This window comes from Moorella humiferrea (assembly GCF_039233145.1).
Taxonomy (GTDB): Bacteria; Bacillota; DSM-521; order Neomoorellales; family Neomoorellaceae; genus Neomoorella; species Neomoorella humiferrea.
The window spans coordinates 617,313-632,141 of the sequence record NZ_CP136419.1 but is presented as its reverse complement, the minus strand read 5'-3'; the positions used below and the strand labels follow the sequence as shown (position 1 = coordinate 632,141).

General features: G+C 56.1%; 17 protein-coding genes, 2 tRNA genes and 1 other RNA gene. 4 read left to right on the top strand and 16 right to left on the bottom strand.

What is annotated here, in order from left to right; genetic code table 11:
- The first annotated feature begins 4 nt into the window (after window positions 1-4).
- The 3 genes from MHFGQ_RS03210 (at window position 5) to MHFGQ_RS03200 (ending at window position 3,392) form a co-directional block, all read left to right on the top strand.
- Complete coding sequence (locus MHFGQ_RS03210; protein ID WP_106004619.1) at window positions 5-865, top strand: menaquinone biosynthetic enzyme MqnA/MqnD family protein; 861 nt, start codon at window positions 5-7, stop codon at window positions 863-865.
- Window positions 834-1,907 (top strand): cyclic dehypoxanthinyl futalosine synthase, encoded by a 1,074-nt coding sequence (mqnC, locus tag MHFGQ_RS03205; protein ID WP_106004425.1) that lies wholly within the window; start codon window positions 834-836, stop codon window positions 1,905-1,907. The genes MHFGQ_RS03210 and mqnC overlap by 32 nt, the downstream gene beginning before the upstream one ends.
- A 78-nt stretch (window positions 1,908-1,985) precedes the next feature.
- Window positions 1,986-3,392 carry an MFS transporter gene (locus MHFGQ_RS03200; RefSeq protein ID WP_106004426.1) on the top strand — a complete coding sequence of 469 codons (1,407 nt, stop codon included), beginning with the start codon at window positions 1,986-1,988 and terminating at the stop codon, window positions 3,390-3,392.
- A gap of 214 nt (window positions 3,393-3,606) precedes the next feature.
- On the opposite strand, the gene MHFGQ_RS03195 is transcribed toward MHFGQ_RS03200, so the two are convergent.
- From MHFGQ_RS03195 to MHFGQ_RS03125, 15 genes are all read right to left on the bottom strand, one after another.
- On the bottom strand, window positions 3,607-3,882 hold the full coding sequence (locus MHFGQ_RS03195; protein WP_106004427.1) for a type II toxin-antitoxin system RelE family toxin: 276 nt from the start codon (window positions 3,880-3,882) through the stop codon (window positions 3,607-3,609).
- Entirely contained in the window at window positions 3,869-4,156 is a 288-nt protein-coding gene (locus MHFGQ_RS03190) for a type II toxin-antitoxin system prevent-host-death family antitoxin (protein WP_106004620.1), read from the bottom strand. Before MHFGQ_RS03190 ends, MHFGQ_RS03195 begins: the two co-directional genes overlap by 14 nt.
- A 292-nt stretch (window positions 4,157-4,448) precedes the next feature.
- Window positions 4,449-4,800, bottom strand: an RNA gene (rnpB, locus tag MHFGQ_RS03185) — RNase P RNA component class A.
- Between the two features lie 86 nt (window positions 4,801-4,886).
- A complete protein-coding gene (locus tag MHFGQ_RS03180) occupies window positions 4,887-5,999 on the bottom strand; it encodes a Nif3-like dinuclear metal center hexameric protein (protein ID WP_106004428.1) in 1,113 nt (370 codons plus the stop codon).
- Complete coding sequence (locus MHFGQ_RS03175; RefSeq protein ID WP_170066137.1) at window positions 5,975-6,694, bottom strand: tRNA (adenine(22)-N(1))-methyltransferase; 720 nt, start codon at window positions 6,692-6,694, stop codon at window positions 5,975-5,977. The genes MHFGQ_RS03180 and MHFGQ_RS03175 overlap by 25 nt, the downstream gene beginning before the upstream one ends.
- Before the next feature lie 46 nt (window positions 6,695-6,740).
- Window positions 6,741-6,815: transfer RNA gene (locus MHFGQ_RS03170), tRNA-Ile, on the bottom strand.
- A 4-nt stretch (window positions 6,816-6,819) separates the two neighbouring features.
- Window positions 6,820-6,894: transfer RNA gene (locus tag MHFGQ_RS03165), tRNA-Asn, on the bottom strand.
- 68 nt (window positions 6,895-6,962) lie between these two features.
- The gene (rpoD, locus tag MHFGQ_RS03160; RefSeq protein WP_106004429.1) at window positions 6,963-8,045 is read right to left on the bottom strand and encodes an RNA polymerase sigma factor RpoD; all 1,083 of its coding nucleotides are present in this window, start codon (window positions 8,043-8,045) and stop codon (window positions 6,963-6,965) included.
- Window positions 8,042-9,862 carry a DNA primase gene (dnaG, locus tag MHFGQ_RS03155; protein ID WP_106004430.1) on the bottom strand — a complete coding sequence of 607 codons (1,821 nt, stop codon included), beginning with the start codon at window positions 9,860-9,862 and terminating at the stop codon, window positions 8,042-8,044. Before dnaG ends, rpoD begins: the two co-directional genes overlap by 4 nt.
- Window positions 9,863-10,327: 465 nt before the next feature.
- Entirely contained in the window at window positions 10,328-11,317 is a 990-nt protein-coding gene (locus tag MHFGQ_RS03150; RefSeq protein ID WP_106004431.1) for a deoxyguanosinetriphosphate triphosphohydrolase, read from the bottom strand.
- A 13-nt stretch (window positions 11,318-11,330) separates the two neighbouring features.
- Entirely contained in the window at window positions 11,331-11,936 is a 606-nt protein-coding gene (locus tag MHFGQ_RS03145; protein WP_106004432.1) for a flavodoxin family protein, read from the bottom strand.
- An 83-nt stretch (window positions 11,937-12,019) separates the two neighbouring features.
- Complete coding sequence (gene rd / locus MHFGQ_RS03140) at window positions 12,020-12,178, bottom strand: rubredoxin (RefSeq protein ID WP_106004433.1); 159 nt, start codon at window positions 12,176-12,178, stop codon at window positions 12,020-12,022.
- Window positions 12,179-12,264: 86 nt separating this feature from the next.
- Window positions 12,265-12,720 carry a ribonuclease HI gene (rnhA, locus tag MHFGQ_RS03135; RefSeq protein WP_106004434.1) on the bottom strand — a complete coding sequence of 152 codons (456 nt, stop codon included), beginning with the start codon at window positions 12,718-12,720 and terminating at the stop codon, window positions 12,265-12,267.
- On the bottom strand, window positions 12,717-13,445 hold the full coding sequence (locus MHFGQ_RS03130) for a vitamin B12 dependent-methionine synthase activation domain-containing protein (RefSeq protein WP_106004435.1): 729 nt from the start codon (window positions 13,443-13,445) through the stop codon (window positions 12,717-12,719). The genes rnhA and MHFGQ_RS03130 overlap by 4 nt, the downstream gene beginning before the upstream one ends.
- Before the next feature lie 27 nt (window positions 13,446-13,472).
- Window positions 13,473-13,787 (bottom strand): YbjQ family protein, encoded by a 315-nt coding sequence (locus MHFGQ_RS03125; protein ID WP_106004436.1) that lies wholly within the window; start codon window positions 13,785-13,787, stop codon window positions 13,473-13,475.
- A 114-nt stretch (window positions 13,788-13,901) separates the two neighbouring features.
- Here MHFGQ_RS03125 and MHFGQ_RS03120 point away from each other — a divergent pair, with 114 nt between their 5' ends.
- Window positions 13,902-14,363, top strand: coding sequence for a DUF523 domain-containing protein (locus MHFGQ_RS03120; RefSeq protein WP_106004437.1), 462 nt, complete (start codon window positions 13,902-13,904; stop codon window positions 14,361-14,363).
- A 138-nt stretch (window positions 14,364-14,501) separates the two neighbouring features.
- Here MHFGQ_RS03120 and MHFGQ_RS03115 read toward each other — a convergent pair whose 3' ends face one another.
- Window positions 14,502-14,765 carry a hypothetical protein gene (locus MHFGQ_RS03115; protein ID WP_106004438.1) on the bottom strand — a complete coding sequence of 88 codons (264 nt, stop codon included), beginning with the start codon at window positions 14,763-14,765 and terminating at the stop codon, window positions 14,502-14,504.
- Between the last annotated feature and the right edge of the window lie 64 nt (window positions 14,766-14,829).

The window sequence follows — 14,829 nt, the reverse complement described above, 5'->3', positions numbered from 1 at the left end:
CGCCATGGATCGTCCTAGACTGGGACGGGTGAGCTACCTCAACTGCCTGCCCCTTTTCTACCCCATCGAGGCCGGGCGGGTGTCGGTCCCGGCCAAAATTGTCGCCGCCCATCCCGCCGTATTGAACGCCGCTTTCCGTCGGGGCGAACTGGAGGTTACGGCCGTCTCTTCCCTGGCCTACGGTCAGTTCGCGGGAGAAGCCCTGGTCCTCCCGGGGCTCTCCATTTCCTGCCGCGGCAGGGTCGGCAGTGTTTTACTGGCAAGCCGCTTGCCGGCAGAAGACCTCGAAGGCCGGCCCCTTTCCCTGACTCCTTATTCGGCCACCAGTGTGGTTTTGCTCCGCATCCTCATGAAGCGTTGGTACGGTGTGACCCCGACCTACTTCACCCGCCCAGCAGGCAGCCTCCCGGAATGGGAGGGCCCCGATGCCCTCCTCACCATCGGCGACGAAGCCCTGCAAATCGCTCGCAGCGGCCGCTTCCCCCACATTTACGACCTGGGCGAGGAGTGGCTGCGGTTTGCCGGCAAGCCCATGGTCTTTGCCCTCTGGGTGGTGAGGAAAGATTTTGCCGCCGAAAACCCGGATAAGCTTGCCGCCATTTGGCGGGCTCTGCAAAAAGCCAAGGCTTGGAGCCGGGAACACCCCGGCGCCCTGGCGGCGGCAGGGGCCGGACGCCTCGAAGTAGAGCCAGAATTTGTTGAAGATTATTTTGCCCTTTTAAATTACGACCTGGAATGGCCGCACCTGGAAGGACTACTGGCCTTTTACCGTCTGGCCCACATGGACGGTTTCCTTACCCACCCGGTTACCATTGAGATTTGGGGGGGAGAGCGTGATCGAAGCTATCGCCTGCAAAGTGCTTGAAGGTAAACGGTTGAGTGCCGACGAAGGCGAGTGCCTATACCGGGAAGCCGACCTCCTGGAGATGGGGTATCTTGCCAACCTGGTGCGGCAGCGGCTGCATCGTGATGGGACGGTCACCTTTGTCGTGGACCGCAATATCAATTACACCAATATATGCGTCAACGCCTGCCGCTTCTGCGCTTTTTACCGCCTGCCCGGAGATGCCGAAGGTTACGTTTTAAGCCGCGAAGAGATCGGCAACAAAATCGAGGCCACCCTGGCTGCCGGGGGTACCCAGATTTTGCTGCAGGGGGGCCTCAATCCCGATCTGGACCTTGCCTGGTTTGAAGACCTTTTCGCCTGGATTAAATCCCGCTATCCCGTAACCCTTCACTCCCTGTCACCGGTGGAAATCGACTACCTGGCCCGCAAAGAAAAGCTCCCCGTATTTGAGGTGCTGCGGCGGCTTAAAAAAGCGGGCCTGGATTCCCTGCCCGGCGGGGGTGCAGAAATCCTCGTAGACGGAGTCCGCGACCGGGTCAGCCCTAAAAAGACCAAAACGGCGCGCTGGCTGGAAGTGATGCGCGCCGCCCATTCCCTGGGGATGAAGTCCACGGCAACGATGGTTTTCGGCCTGGGCGAAACTATTGCCGACAGAATCGCCCATCTGGAGGCCGTCCGCCGGCTCCAGGATGAAACCGGGGGTTTTACTGCCTTCATTCCCTGGAGCTTCCAGCCCGGCAATACCGAGCTGGGAGGCACCGAGGCCGGGGCGGCGGAATATTTGAAGGTCCTGGCCCTCGCCCGCATCTATCTGGATAACGTCCCCAACCTCCAGGTTTCCTGGGTGACCCAGGGCCTTAAGGTAGCCCAGGTGGCCCTTTTCTTCGGTGCCAATGATTTCGGCTCCACCATGCTGGAGGAAAACGTGGTGCGGGCGGCGGGTGCCTCTTACCGGGCCTGTATGGAAGAAATCGTCCACTGCATTCGGGAGGCCGGTTTCCGTCCCGCCCAGCGTGACAATGAATACCGCATTCTTAAATATTTTGACGCAAAGCATTAGTTCCCTATTTACGCCAAAATTAGCAGATATATAATTACATTAGAATGCCTTTCTCTGTGTATATAAAAGGAGAGACGAATGGTGGACGAAAACAGGCGGAGCGAAACCAGGGCCACTTATATCTTAACGGTGTGCACGCTGGCTTCCTTTTTGACGGCATTTATGGGCAGCTCCATCAACCTGGCCATTCCGACCATCGGGGAGGAATTTCAAGCCGGGGCCCTTGACCTCAATTGGGTAGTATCGGCCTTTCTGCTGACCTCGGCCGCTTTTCTCCTGCCCTTTGGCCGGTTGGCTGACCTCTACGGCCGTACGCGCGTCTTCCGGGCCGGCCTCTGCGGCTACGCCCTGTTTTCATTGCTGTCGTCCCTGGCCCCTTCTCTACCCTTACTCATCGCCACGCGGGCCCTCCACGGTATAAGCAGCGCCATGATTTTCAGTACCGCCACGGCCCTGCTGGTGGCCTTTTTCCCCGCCCAGGCTAGAGGCCGCGTCCTGGGCATCAACGTCGCAGCCGTGTACACCGGCCTGTCGGCGGGGCCCTTCCTGGGCGGCATCATCACCCACTACCTGGGATGGCGGCTGCTTTTTGGAGTTAATGCCGTCCTGGGTCTTGCCGCCCTCATCATCGCCGTGACCAAACTCGAAGGGGAGCCGGTAACGCCACGGCGGGAAAAATTCGATCTATCGGGCGCCCTCCTCTCTGTTCCTAGTTTGGCCGCCGTTATCTACGGGGCTTCCAGTTTTTCTTTGGGGTTCCTGCCAAAACTCCTTTTAGTTCTCGGCCTGGGAGGGATTCTTTTATTTGTCCTCCAGGAAAGCAGGGCCCCCTTCCCCCTGCTGGACGTAGGCCTTTTTAAATCCAGCTCCGCCTTTACCTTTTCCAATCTGGCCGCCCTTATAAGTTACAGTTCCACCTACGCGGTAAGCTATATCATTTCCCTTTACCTCCAGGTTGTCAGGGGATTGGAGGCCCAGACCGCCGGCCTGATCCTTTTGGTTCAGCCCGTCGTCCAGGTGCTATTTTCGCCGCCGGCGGGGCAGCTTTCGGATCGGCTGGAACCGCGAATCGTGGCGTCGACAGGCATGGCCTTAAACACCATCGGCCTTTTCCTTTTTTCCCTGTTTAACGCCCGCACGCCCATGGCCCTGGTCGTGGCCAATCTCATGTTTATGGGCTTTGGCTTTGCCCTCTTTTCTTCTCCCAACACCAATGCCGTCATGAGCTCCGCTCCCAGGGCTTATTACGGCGTAGCTTCGTCCATTCTGGGAACAATGCGCCTTTTGGGGCAGGCCTTCAGTATGGCAGTAGTGGCCTTGATTTTTAATTTATATTTAAAGGGAAGTCAATTCACCCCTGCCGCCGCTCCCCTCCTTTTAAGAAGCATGAACGTGGCCTTCCTGGTCTTTGCCGTTTTTTCCCTGGGCGGCATATTTGCCTCCCTGGCCCGCGGACAAATACACCGTGGGGAAAGGGAAGGTTAAAGTTTGGCGACACACCTATATTTGCGCGAAAGAAGCCCTATCCTTCTTTTTAACGGTTGTAAATAGGCTTGTGGATTAGGGGAAATTTGCCCGGCAAGCAGATTCCAGGAAGGACCGTCGCTATGAGAAAGGCTGGCTAATTCTTCTACCAGCCTTTCTAGGGACATTTTTATTGCTTTTGTGAGCGATCCATTGTCAAGCAAGCAAACAACAGCTATTTAAAATATTTTTTCCAGTTCTTGTAAGTATTTTCATTGCGCTTTACAATTGCCCCTATAAGAATTATCTTTTCATCCAAGATTTGATACAGGATTCTGATGTTATCTATCTTAAGGCGATAATAATTTTTCTCCAGGCAGATAGCGTTAGGTGGTACAGGGATTTCAGTAAGCGTTTTTAATGCCTGCCACACTTTTTCCCTTTCCCTTTTTTCTAGCCTCTCAAAATCATGCTTGAAACGGTTAATGTTTTTGGGTTTAACCTGGTACATTATCCCTGGCCTCAACTTCCCTCATGACTTCAAAAACGTCTTTTTCCAGGGGGTTCACGGTGGGTTGTTCAAAAACCTCCCGGGCCAGTTTGGTATCTTGCATAAGCTCATAAGCTTCAACTAGTTCTTTATAAGTGTCAATATTGAGAAGAACTCCTGTAACTTCATTGTTTTTGATTATAAATACAGGTGTTTCTTTGGCGACCTTGAGGTATTTGCCAAAAGACCTGGACAAAGCTGTAGAGCTAACCATCGATTTAATATTTATATCCATTGTCCCCACTCCTTTACTTATAATTATACATATAATTTTCCGTACTTCAAGTCTGGCTCCTAATTTTTGGGCCAAGCGCCCTGATCACGCCTCCCTGTGCGTCCACCTTCTCTTGTGACAATTTTTCCCGTACTAAAATGAAAATCTACATGTCAGCTTGCATAATGAGGGCGGTTAAAATACTATAGCAATAACATGGAGCGATATAAGGAGAATGGCTCACTGAGTGAGACATAACTCCACTCAGTGAGCCATAACTCCGGCCAGCAGTCTATAACCAATAAAATAAGTGCTTTTGAGCAAACCTGTAAGCCGAGTTCTGTCTTGGATGGTCATCTATCTAGGACGCCAGTTGCCTGACGCCTCAAGCGACCTTACCCGGGGACGGGGCGGGCCACCCCATTTGTCCCCCTATTCGGTCTTGCTCCAGGTGGGGTTTACCGAGCCGGTTAGTCGCCTAACCGCTGGTGAGCTCTTACCTCACCTTTCCACCCTTACCCGGCACAAATGTGCCGGGCGGTCTGTTTCTGTGGCACTATCCTTGGAGTCGCCTCCACTGGACGTTATCCAGCACCCTGCCCTACGGAGCTCGGACTTTCCTCAGGCGGCAAAGTTGTGCCGCCCGCGACCATCCGGTTTACTCAAAAGCACCTTTTTAGTTTCTGCGGGGATTATAATATAACACCTCTTGCTCCAACCTGTCAAGGAGGCGCGGCAACTGCGGAATTTGCTATAGTACGTACCACGGTTCCTGTTCCTTCTGGGAGGCCAGGACCATTACTTCCCGCTCCTGAAGCTGATCCTGGAGGTATGTCACCAGGGCCGGGACAATCAACCTTTCGGTAGCGTAGTGACCCGCGTCTATGACGGCCAGTCCCATATTGACGGCCGCCTGGGCTTCGTGGAATTTCAGATCGCCGGTTACCAGGACGTCGGCCCCGGCGGCCAGGGCGGTATTCATAACGTCGCTGCCGGCACCGCCGCAGACGGCTACTTTCTTTACCCTCCGTTCCCTTTCGCCTACCACATTAACCCTGGCCGCGCCCAGGGCCTCCTTGACCTGCAGGGCAAATTCGTAGAGGGGGAGGGCCTGGTTTAAAACTCCCAGACGACCGATGCCCGCCGCCGGGCCTTCGTTGGCCAGGGGGTAGATGTCGTAAGCCACCTCTTCATAGGGATGGGCCTTGAGGAGGGCCTGCAAGACTTCCGGCAGCCTGCCGGTAGGGACGATGGTTTCCAGACGGTATTCTTTAACCTCGGTGACTTCCCCTTCCCGCCCTATATAGGGATTAGTACCGCTGAGGGGCAGGAAAGTGCCCGTGCCGGCCACCCGGAAGGTGCAGTCGGAGTAATTGCCTATCCATCCCGCCCCGGCCCTGGTAATGGCTTCGCGAACGTTTTTTTCATGGTCTGCTGGCACAAAGGTAACGAGCTTGTAATATTTCTCCCGATAGGTGGGCCGGAGGACCTGAATGTCTTCCAGTTCCAGCTTTACTGCTAGATGGTAGCTCACGCCCAGCTCGGCGCAGTCTAAATTGGTATGAGCCGCGTAAACCATGATGTTGTCCTGGATAAGGCGCTGGACCAGGCTACCGGGGGCTTTATCGAAGCGTAAGGACTTTACGGGCCGGAAAAAAAGGGGATGGTGGCTGATGATGAGGTTGGCCCCCCGAGCGGCAGCTTCTGCCGCTACTGCCATGGTGACGTCCAGGCAGACCAATATCCGCCGCACTTCCGCCTCAGGCGTTCCCAGCATAAGGCCGACGTTGTCCCATTCCGCCGCCAGCTCCGGCGGGGCTAGGGCTTCCATAACGGCTATTATTTCGCTGAGTCTTGCAGCCATGCCAGCACCTCCCGTATGTCTTCCAACTGCCGGTCTACTTCCACCAGCCTGGCGCGGGCACGCTCACTTTTTGCGTTAAGCAGCTGGCGTCTTGCCGCATTTAGTTTTTCCATGCTTTGCAAGAGATAAACGCCCAACAGGGGGTGACGGCGCCGGAGCAAAAGGGGACCGAAACGCCACTCAACATCGCTGTAGGCCGGGCTCTCCCCCTGCCCGGCCGCCATGATAAAATAATAGTGGCCGCCTTCGTATACCAGCTCTTCTTCTTCCAGGCACCATCCAATAGTGGCAAGGAAGCGGCGCAGCGGCCCGGCTTCCCCCTGGGGCTGGAGGATCAGACGCCTCAAGGCCTGCCTTACCGCCGCGCCGGTCGTCAGGATGTCCTGCTGGGTAAGGGCGCCAAGACCGGTGATAGTTACCGTGTCTACTTCCCCGGGCTTTAAAGGGGCAAAGCCGTCTCCCAGGCGCACCTCTACCCGCTCCTGAAGGCCGGCATTGGCTACGGCTGCCAGGGCCCGGCGGTAGGGACCCCATTTTTTTTCAACGGCAATAACACGGGGGCACCTGCCGCTGGTGACCAGGTATATGGGCAGATAAGCGTGATCGGTGCCGATGTCCGCCAGGCGGCTTCCCGGCGGCACCATGCGGGCGACGGCCCGCAGGCGGGCCGGTAGCCCATTAAAAAAGGCCAGCACTTCGTGGTCACCTCCCGACCGCCGCTGCTGGCCTTGTTTTCTTGTTTGGTGGGCCCACCCGGATTCGAACCAGGAACCAACCGGTTATGAGCCGGCAGCTCTACCGTTGAGCTATGGGCCCTTTCTGGCTCCCCGGGCAGGACTCGAACCTGCAACCACCCGGTTAACAGCCGGGCGCTCTACCATTGAGCTACCGAGGATAGCCAACGCTTATATTATACCCGGGAATGCCGTTTTGGTCAACAGGTAGATGGCCAATCAATCCCCTTTATTCCAGGTAGTCCTTGAGCTTTTTGCTGCGGCTTGGGTGGCGCAGCTTGCGCAGGGCTTTGGCTTCAATCTGGCGGATGCGTTCCCGGGTGACGCCGAATTCCTGGCCTACTTCCTCCAGGGTGCGGGCCCGGCCGTCATCCAGGCCGAAGCGCAGGCGCAGCACCCGTTTTTCCCTGGGCGTCAAGGAATCTAAGACCTCTTCCAGCTGCTCCCTCAAAAGCATAAAGGATGCGGCCTCGGCCGGTGCCTGGGCGTCCTCGTCTTCGATGAAATCCCCCAGGTGGCTGTCTTCTTCTTCGCCGATGGGCGTTTCCAGGGATACAGGTTCCTGGGCGATCTTCATGATTTCCCGCACCCGTTCTACGGGAACGTCCATCTCCTTGGCGATCTCTTCCGGAGTGGGTTCCCGGCCGAGTTCCTGGAGGAGCTGCCGCTGAACGCGGATAAGCTTGTTGATGGTTTCGACCATATGCACTGGGATTCTGATGGTCCGAGCCTGGTCGGCTATGGCGCGGGTTATGGCCTGGCGAATCCACCAGGTGGCGTAGGTGCTGAATTTATAGCCTTTACGATAATCGAACTTCTCTACGGCTTTTATTAGGCCCAGGTTGCCTTCCTGGATGAGGTCCAAAAACAGCATGCCGCGGCCGACGTAACGCTTGGCGATGCTCACCACCAGGCGTAAATTTGCTTCCGTCAGGCGGCGTTTTGCTTCTTCGTCCCCCTGCTCCATCCTTTTGGCCAGTTCGATTTCTTCTTCCGGCGTCAGCAGGGGTACCCGCCCGATTTCCTTCAGGTACATGCGTACTGGATCATCTATGGCCACGTTGTCGGGCACCGAAAGATCGATGTCGGTGTCGATGGCTTCGTCTTCTTTTTCCAGGGCCTCGAGTTCTACGGTTTCCGGTAAAATTTCTATGCCCATCTGGTTTAGATGCTCGTATATATCGTCGATCTGCTCGGGTGTAAGCTCGATTCCTTCGAGGGCGTCCATAATCTCGCGATAGGTTAAGCTGCCCTGACTCTTGCCCTTTTCTACCAGCTCCCTGATTTTTTGCCTCTGCTGTTCCTCTTTCACCGCTGCTCCCCCCTTCCGGACTTTATTGTTTTTATAGCCTGCTGGAGGTGAAAGACCTGTTCTTGAAGCTCTCGTACCCGGCCGACGGCGCCTTCCCTTTCCGCCCTGGCCAGGTCGATTCTTATTTTCTTTTCCTGCTTCTGAAGCCGGTGGAGCTTGTAGAGAAGGACCGCCTTTTTGACGGCCTGCTCCCCGACGGGAGCTAAATCTTCGGCCACTGCCAGGCGGGCCATTAAAATTTTCCATTCCGGCATATCCTGGCCGGTTATAAGGGATATCAGCTCCTGCCCTGCTAATTCCCCTTCTTGCCGGCGTTTTTCCCGGATAAAGGAAATGAGGCTTTGGATGGCCCGGCCGCCGCCCCACTCCTCCCCCAGCTCCCCGTCGATGAGTGCCGCCAGCCGGGGACTCTCTAAGTAAGCCTTAAGCAGGTAGAGCACTCCGGTTTCTCCTGGATTCGCCGCTCCAGTTTTGCCCCGGCCGTGTTCTTCCGGGACTACAGCGGCCCGGACCTTTCTCACCGACGGCCGTCCCATGGCTGCCATTACGGCGGCTTCCGAAATGCCCGTATGGCGGCTCAACAGTCTGATATAGGCTTCCTGTTCGACGGGGTCCTGTACCTGTCGAAGACTGGGCAGGACGGCGTCCATAATAGCTTTGCGTCCCAGGGGCCGGGTGGGATCGTGGGCGGCAACGGCTTTGTTGATTATAAACTCCATCAGGCTCTGGCTGGCCTCTACCAGTTCCTGAAAAGCCTCCGCCCCCCGGGCTGCCAAAAATTCGTCGGGATCTTTCCCTTCCGGAAACTCAAGGACACGAACTTCCAGCCCCGCACCGGCCAGGATGTCAAGGCCCCTCAAGGCGGCGGCCTGGCCCGCCGCGTCGGCATCGAAGGCGATAATCACTTCGCGGGCGTATTTTTTAAGCTCCCGGGCCTGCTCATGGGTCAGGGCCGTTCCCAGGGAGGCGACTGCATTGTTGATGCCGTGCTGCCAGGCGGCGATCATATCCATATAGCCTTCCACGAGGATGGCCTGGCCTTGCCGGCGGATGCCCGGCAGGGCCAGGTGCAGGCCATAGAGATGCCTCCCTTTATGAAATAAAGCCGTCTCCGGGGAATTTAAATATTTGGGCTGCCCGTCGTTTAAAGTGCGCCCGCCAAAGCCTATGACCCGGCCGCGGGCGTCTTTTATGGGAAACATGAGCCTGCCCCGGAAGCGATCCACTGCCCCTCCTGAAGGCCGGGAAAGACAAAGGCCGGCGTGGACAATATCGTCGAGGGTGAAACCCTGGCGCCGCAGGTAATCTATGAGGGCCGTTCCCGTCTCCGGGGCGTATCCCAGTTCAAAAAGGCGCGCCGTTTCCCCTTTAACCCCCCGCATCATGAGGTAGCGGCGTGCCGGCGCGGCCGCCGGGTGACGCATGAGAAGGCGATAATAAAAGCTGGCAGCTACTGCCCCCAGCTGGTACAGGCGTTCCTTCCATTCCCTCTGGCGCCTTGCCGCCGGCGTTTCTAAAACTCCGGCCAGATCAATACCCGCCCTGGCGGCGAGGGTCTTTACCGCTTCGGGAAAGCTGAGGCCGTCTTGCTTCATTAAAAAGGCGATAACGTCGCCTCCCACCCCGCAGCCGAAACAGTAAAACATCTGCTTATCCGGGCTAACGGTAAAGGAAGGCGTTTTTTCTTTATGAAAGGGGCAAAGACCGACGTAGTTGCGGCCGCTCTTTTTCAGCCGCACATAACCGGCGATGACTTCGACGATGTCGACCCGCTCTTTTACCTCTTCGATCACTTCCTGGCTGAAGGCGGCTGTCACGGACACCACTTCCCGGAACCCGGTGTGCTAATACAATTCGCTGTCAGATTGAAATATCCTCTTTTTCGGGCCGTATTTTCGCTTTTTCCTATTATTTGTCCCGCTTTACCAGATTATACCTTTGTCTTACCGCATAGGTTTCAACTTCTGGCGATACACTTAAAAATTAGAGGTAGCCGAAAAAGTTAACAGGGAGATGAAATTATGGGTAAAACGGTGGCCTTAATTTTAATCGCCCTCATCGGCGGATGCGCCCTCTACGTTCTCTACCGGGGTGTCTTCCTTGCCCTCTTTCAGCCGTTTTTTAAAACGAGGCAGTGACTTTATATATTTCTATGTTTGCCCTGTATATAGTTCGCCGGATATGGCTAAAATATTATCCAGAAGGTGGACGGAATCCTGCCGCCCGCTTCGTCGGCGAGCGGATAGCCTGACGAGCGAAGAGGTTCCGCCCACCTTCATTATTTATGAGGGAAAGCCTGTCGGTACAAAAATCCTGGTATACTGGAGAATGGCAAATCGATCGGTCATCCCGGCAATATAGTCGCAGACCCGCCGGGGTAAATCGTCCTGGGGATGGACGGGCGGCGGCAGAGCTTCCGGGTGCTCCAGGTAATAATAGTAAAGCTGCTTCAGGAGGTTTTTGGCCTTGCCTTCTTCCGTTTTGGCGGGGGAGCCGATGTAGACTTTTTGAAAAAGGAAGGCGCGCAGCTCATCGGTGGCCCGCTGGACCGCCGGGCTCATGGCGATGCGGCCTTGCTCCCAGCTGTAGCGGATGAGGTCCGTCACCATGGTGTCGATGCGCTGCCTGTGGGTGTCCCCCAACACTTTCAGACATTCGACGGGGAGCTGTTCCCTGGTAATGATGCCGGCCCGCAGGGCGTCGTCAATGTCATGGTTGATGTAGGCGATGCGGTCGGCATAGCAGATTATCTGCCCTTCCAGGGTTTGGGGTTTGACCGGGCCGGTATGGTGAACGATGCCGTCGCGGACTTCCCAGGTAAGGTTCAGGCCGCGGCCGCCTTCAAGGACTTCCACCACCCGCAGGCTCTGAAGGTTGTGCTTAAACCCTCCGGGGACCACCTCGTTCAAGGCTTCTTCCCCGGAATGGCCGAAGGGGGTATGACCCAGGTCGTGGCCCAGGGCAATGGCTTCCGCCAGGTCTTCGTTTAAGCGCAGGGCCCGGGCAATGGTGCGGCTGATTTGGGCCACCTCCAGGGTGTGGGTAAGGCGCGTGCGGTAATGATCTCCTTCCGGTGCGATAAAAACCTGGGTCTTGTGCTTTAAGCGCCGGAAGGCCTTGGAATGGATAATCCGGTCGCGGTCCCGCTGGTATTCGGTACGTATGGGGCAGGGCTCCTCCGGTACCTGGCGGCCCCTGGTGCGGCTGCTTAAACTCGCCAGGGGACTCAAAATGGCTTCTTCCCTTTTTTCCGCTTCTACCCGCAGGAGCATCGACCCTCACCCCCTAAAGGCGGTGCCTGCGTAAAGGGGCGGTAGCCGCCGCCACTTCGGCCAGGCGCCTGCCCGTAAGACGAACCCTCGCAATGGCAAATTCGTCCTTTTCGGCCGGAGCCTGGCCGCAGCTGCCCTGATGGCCGCAGTCCGCTTCAATGAAGCCGTCGCCGACGATCATCATACCCTGGATGAGCATCATGTCGAAAAGGGCTTTAAGGGTCGTTTCCTGGCCGCCAAAACGGCTACCCCCTACGGCTACTCCGGCGCCGACGACGTTGTACAGGGCCTTTTCCTTGCGCAAAACGCGGCTTTTATCCCAGAAGGCCTTGAGCTGGGCCGAAACGCTACCGAAGTACACCGGGCTGCCCAGGAGGATCCCGTCGGCCCGCCGCAGGAGGTCGAAGGCTTCCCCCAAGGTGTTGTTGCGGGAACACGCCCCCCGACAGGGATTTGAGCATTGGGTGCAGTATGGTATTTTCTGGTCAGCCAAAGCATCAGCGACGTGGATGAGGGCCGTCTCCGCCCCCGCGCCGGCCGCCGCCGCCAGTCCTTCCCTCAGCAGAAAAGCCGTATTGCCTTCCTTTTTGGGACTGCCATTGATACCTACGATTAACATTGCTAAATTCCCCTTTGTCCAGGTTTCTTCTCTTTAAATCGGGATAATTTGAAGGCGGCGCTGACAGCGCCGCCCGTAACCGGCTACAGGGGTTCAAAATTGTCTTTGCCCAGGCCGCAGTTAGGGCAGACCCAATCTTCCGGGAGGTCGGCAAAGTCCGTTCCCGGGGCAATACCGTTGTCCGGATCGCCAACTTCGGGATCATAGACGTAACCGCAGGCTAAACAGGACCATTTGGCCATTCTGGAGGCCCTCCTTTTACGGAACTTTGTCCGGCGGAACAGGGTGTAACGCCGGGATGCCCCTTTTTAGCAAATAGTATTCGCTATTAAGATGGAATTTCCTGCTGCAAAAGGCGTTTAATTGCCGCCCGGGCCAGCTCATCGCAGCGATTGTTTTCAGTATTGTCGCCGTGCCCCTTTACCTTTAACCATTCCACCTGGTGGCGGGAAGTCTGCTTAAGTAGTTCCTGCCACAGGTCCCGGTTTTCCACCGGCTCTTTTTTGGCCGTCAGCCAGCCGTTTTTCTGCCAGCGCTCCAGCCACCCCTGGCGAAAGGCGTTGACGAGGTAGGCGCTGTCGCTGTAAAGGCGCACCCGGCAGGGCTCTTTGAGGGCCTTTAATGCGGCAATGGCCGCCGTCAGTTCCATGCGCTGGTTGGTGGTCCGGACCTCAGCCCCGCAAATCTCCTTGCGTTTATCGCCGTAAATGAGCACGGCGCCCCAGCCCCCGGGACCGGGATTGCCCGAGCAGGCGCCGTCGGTGTAAATAATTACTTCTTTCATTTTCCCGTCACGGCCCTCCTGGCCTTGCTCAGGGGACAGGTGCACCGCAGGTGGCAGTAGTGACAGTGGTATTCCGCAACGGTAAAACCTCGCCCCACACCGCTGATGCCCGATATAGATTTACGGGGCAGCATGAGGTATGTATCCGTGAGCATCATCCCTAGGCTTCCGGCGTCTACGAGGGAGAAGATAACTTCCTGATCGGCCAGGTTGTCCCAGTAGGAATGGCCGGGGCCGAAGGGCGTAGTTGCTTCCAGCCCCGCGGCTGCCGCCTCCAGTTCCAGCTGCTGAAAGCCGCTGTAGTAGACGCTTTCCACCAGGGCCGAGCCGGCCATGTCCAGGAGATAGGCAGCCAGGGCGTCTCCCCTTTCCTGGTATTCTTTAACCCTCGCTTCCAGACGGGGACCGATGGTGGCCAGCATTACTAAAATTCCCTGAGCCGGCGCCAGTTTGGCAGCCAAAAAACGGCTGGTGAGGATCTTTCCCCCTTGTAACGAAAGCCTGTCTTCCTCAATGGCGACCAGGTCATGGTAGGCACAGGCAAAGGCAGGTTGGGCGAGGGCAATGGCCTCCCGGCATATGTCGTTATACAGTTCCATAACACGGCCATCCGGACGGCGTCCTTTTCCTCCGCCCTCCATGGCGAGGAGTTTGTCGACGTCAACGGTGGCCGTCAAGGAACGGATAAAATTTGTTTCGCCGGACCGCCACGGGATCTTCTGCATTGATCACCAGGTCTCCTTTTCAGGTTTTTAGTCGAGCCTTACGGCCGTACCGGCGGCGGTAACCATGAGCATCCCTTCCCTTACTACTTCATAGTCAAGGTCAACGCCCACCACGGCATCCCCGCCCAGGCGTCTGGCCTTGTCGGCCATTTCCAGCAAGGCGATTTCCCTGGCCTGGGCCAGCTTTTCTTCATAGGCTCCCGAGCGGCCGCCAACAATATCGGTAATGCTGGCAAAAAGATCACGAACGATATTGGCTCCCATGATGGCCTCACCTGCTACTATCCCCAGGTATTCCCGAATCTCATGACCCTCGATGGTATTGGTCGTAGTGATAATCAAAACGTATCCCTCCATAAAAGCATTTTTTTAATTTTACCATAGACTACTTACGGTGTAAGCGGGAATTTGACGTGCCAGTAAATAAATGTTAAATTGACAGGGGGTGATTATTGAATGGGGAGAATCCTGGTCAGTGCCTGCCTGGCGGGCGTAAATTGTAAATACAGCGGCGGCCATAATCTGGTCCCGGCCATAGCCGAACTCGTAGCAAAGGGCAAAGCAGTTCCCGTCTGTCCGGAAACCCTGGGGGGATTAAAAATACCCCGGCCGCCGGCGGAAATCCAGGGCGGCGACGGTCGTGACGTACTGGCCGGCCGGGCCCGGGTGGTGGATAAAGAAGGAAAAGACGTAACGGCGGCCTTCCTCCGGGGCGCGGCGGCCACCCTGGCCAAGGCCCGGGAGATAGAGGCCGAACTGGTGGTCTTAAAAGAAAAAAGCCCCTCGTGCGGCAGCAAATTTATCTACGACGGCACCTTTACCGGCACCAAACGCCCAGGCTTTGGTGTCACAACGGCGCTTCTCAGGGAGCATGGTTTCAGGGTTATCAGTGAGGAAGAATTTGCTTTTAAAGTATAGAAATGCAGTAATCGGGACATTATTCTACTACCGGTAAACTTTTCTCTTTACCAGCTCATAATCAGAAGTTGTTCAAAGGGATAGTGTTTTGTATTTCGCGTAACCAAAACAAGCTTCCTAGAAATGGCCAGAGCAGCATTAGTTACGTCGCCTCAAGCGATTAACAAAAGCCAGAGTGTCATCTTCACCGGGCTTTTTATCTGGTACCAGCTCCCCTTGCCAAAGGCCTTCGGAGTTTTGTACATAGGCAAGGCGTTTTTGTCGCTTGAGTTCTTTTTCAATAGCCATGGCAATAAACTTTGACCGCTTCCCCTTTCCGACCATGGTGTCAATTTCATGTATAACACTTAAAGGTAATCTTACAGCTGTCATTTTAGAAACTCTGCCGGAAGTACTATTCATGGTCGCCACTCCTTTTCTTGTATTACTTATAGTATAACAATTCACGCGTTAAGGAGCAACGGGT

Bases quoted from the DNA above. Each gene is read 5' to 3' on its own strand.
- MHFGQ_RS03210 (WP_106004619.1), top strand. From the start codon at position 5: ATGGATCGTCCTAGACTGGGACGGGTGAGCTACCTCAACTGCCTGCCC.
- MHFGQ_RS03200 (WP_106004426.1), top strand. From the start codon at position 1,986: ATGGTGGACGAAAACAGGCGGAGCGAAACCAGGGCCACTTATATCTTA.
- MHFGQ_RS03195 (WP_106004427.1), bottom strand. From the start codon at position 3,882: ATGTACCAGGTTAAACCCAAAAACATTAACCGTTTCAAGCATGATTTT.
- MHFGQ_RS03190 (WP_106004620.1), bottom strand. From the start codon at position 4,156: ATGGATATAAATATTAAATCGATGGTTAGCTCTACAGCTTTGTCCAGG.
- MHFGQ_RS03180 (WP_106004428.1), bottom strand. From the start codon at position 5,999: ATGGCTGCAAGACTCAGCGAAATAATAGCCGTTATGGAAGCCCTAGCC.
- MHFGQ_RS03150 (WP_106004431.1), bottom strand. From the start codon at position 11,317: ATGCTCCTGCGGGTAGAAGCGGAAAAAAGGGAAGAAGCCATTTTGAGT.
- MHFGQ_RS03145 (WP_106004432.1), bottom strand. From the start codon at position 11,936: ATGTTAATCGTAGGTATCAATGGCAGTCCCAAAAAGGAAGGCAATACG.
- rd (WP_106004433.1), bottom strand. From the start codon at position 12,178: ATGGCCAAATGGTCCTGTTTAGCCTGCGGTTACGTCTATGATCCCGAA.
- rnhA (WP_106004434.1), bottom strand. From the start codon at position 12,720: ATGAAAGAAGTAATTATTTACACCGACGGCGCCTGCTCGGGCAATCCC.
- MHFGQ_RS03130 (WP_106004435.1), bottom strand. From the start codon at position 13,445: ATGCAGAAGATCCCGTGGCGGTCCGGCGAAACAAATTTTATCCGTTCC.
- MHFGQ_RS03120 (WP_106004437.1), top strand. From the start codon at position 13,902: ATGGGGAGAATCCTGGTCAGTGCCTGCCTGGCGGGCGTAAATTGTAAA.
- MHFGQ_RS03115 (WP_106004438.1), bottom strand. From the start codon at position 14,765: ATGAATAGTACTTCCGGCAGAGTTTCTAAAATGACAGCTGTAAGATTA.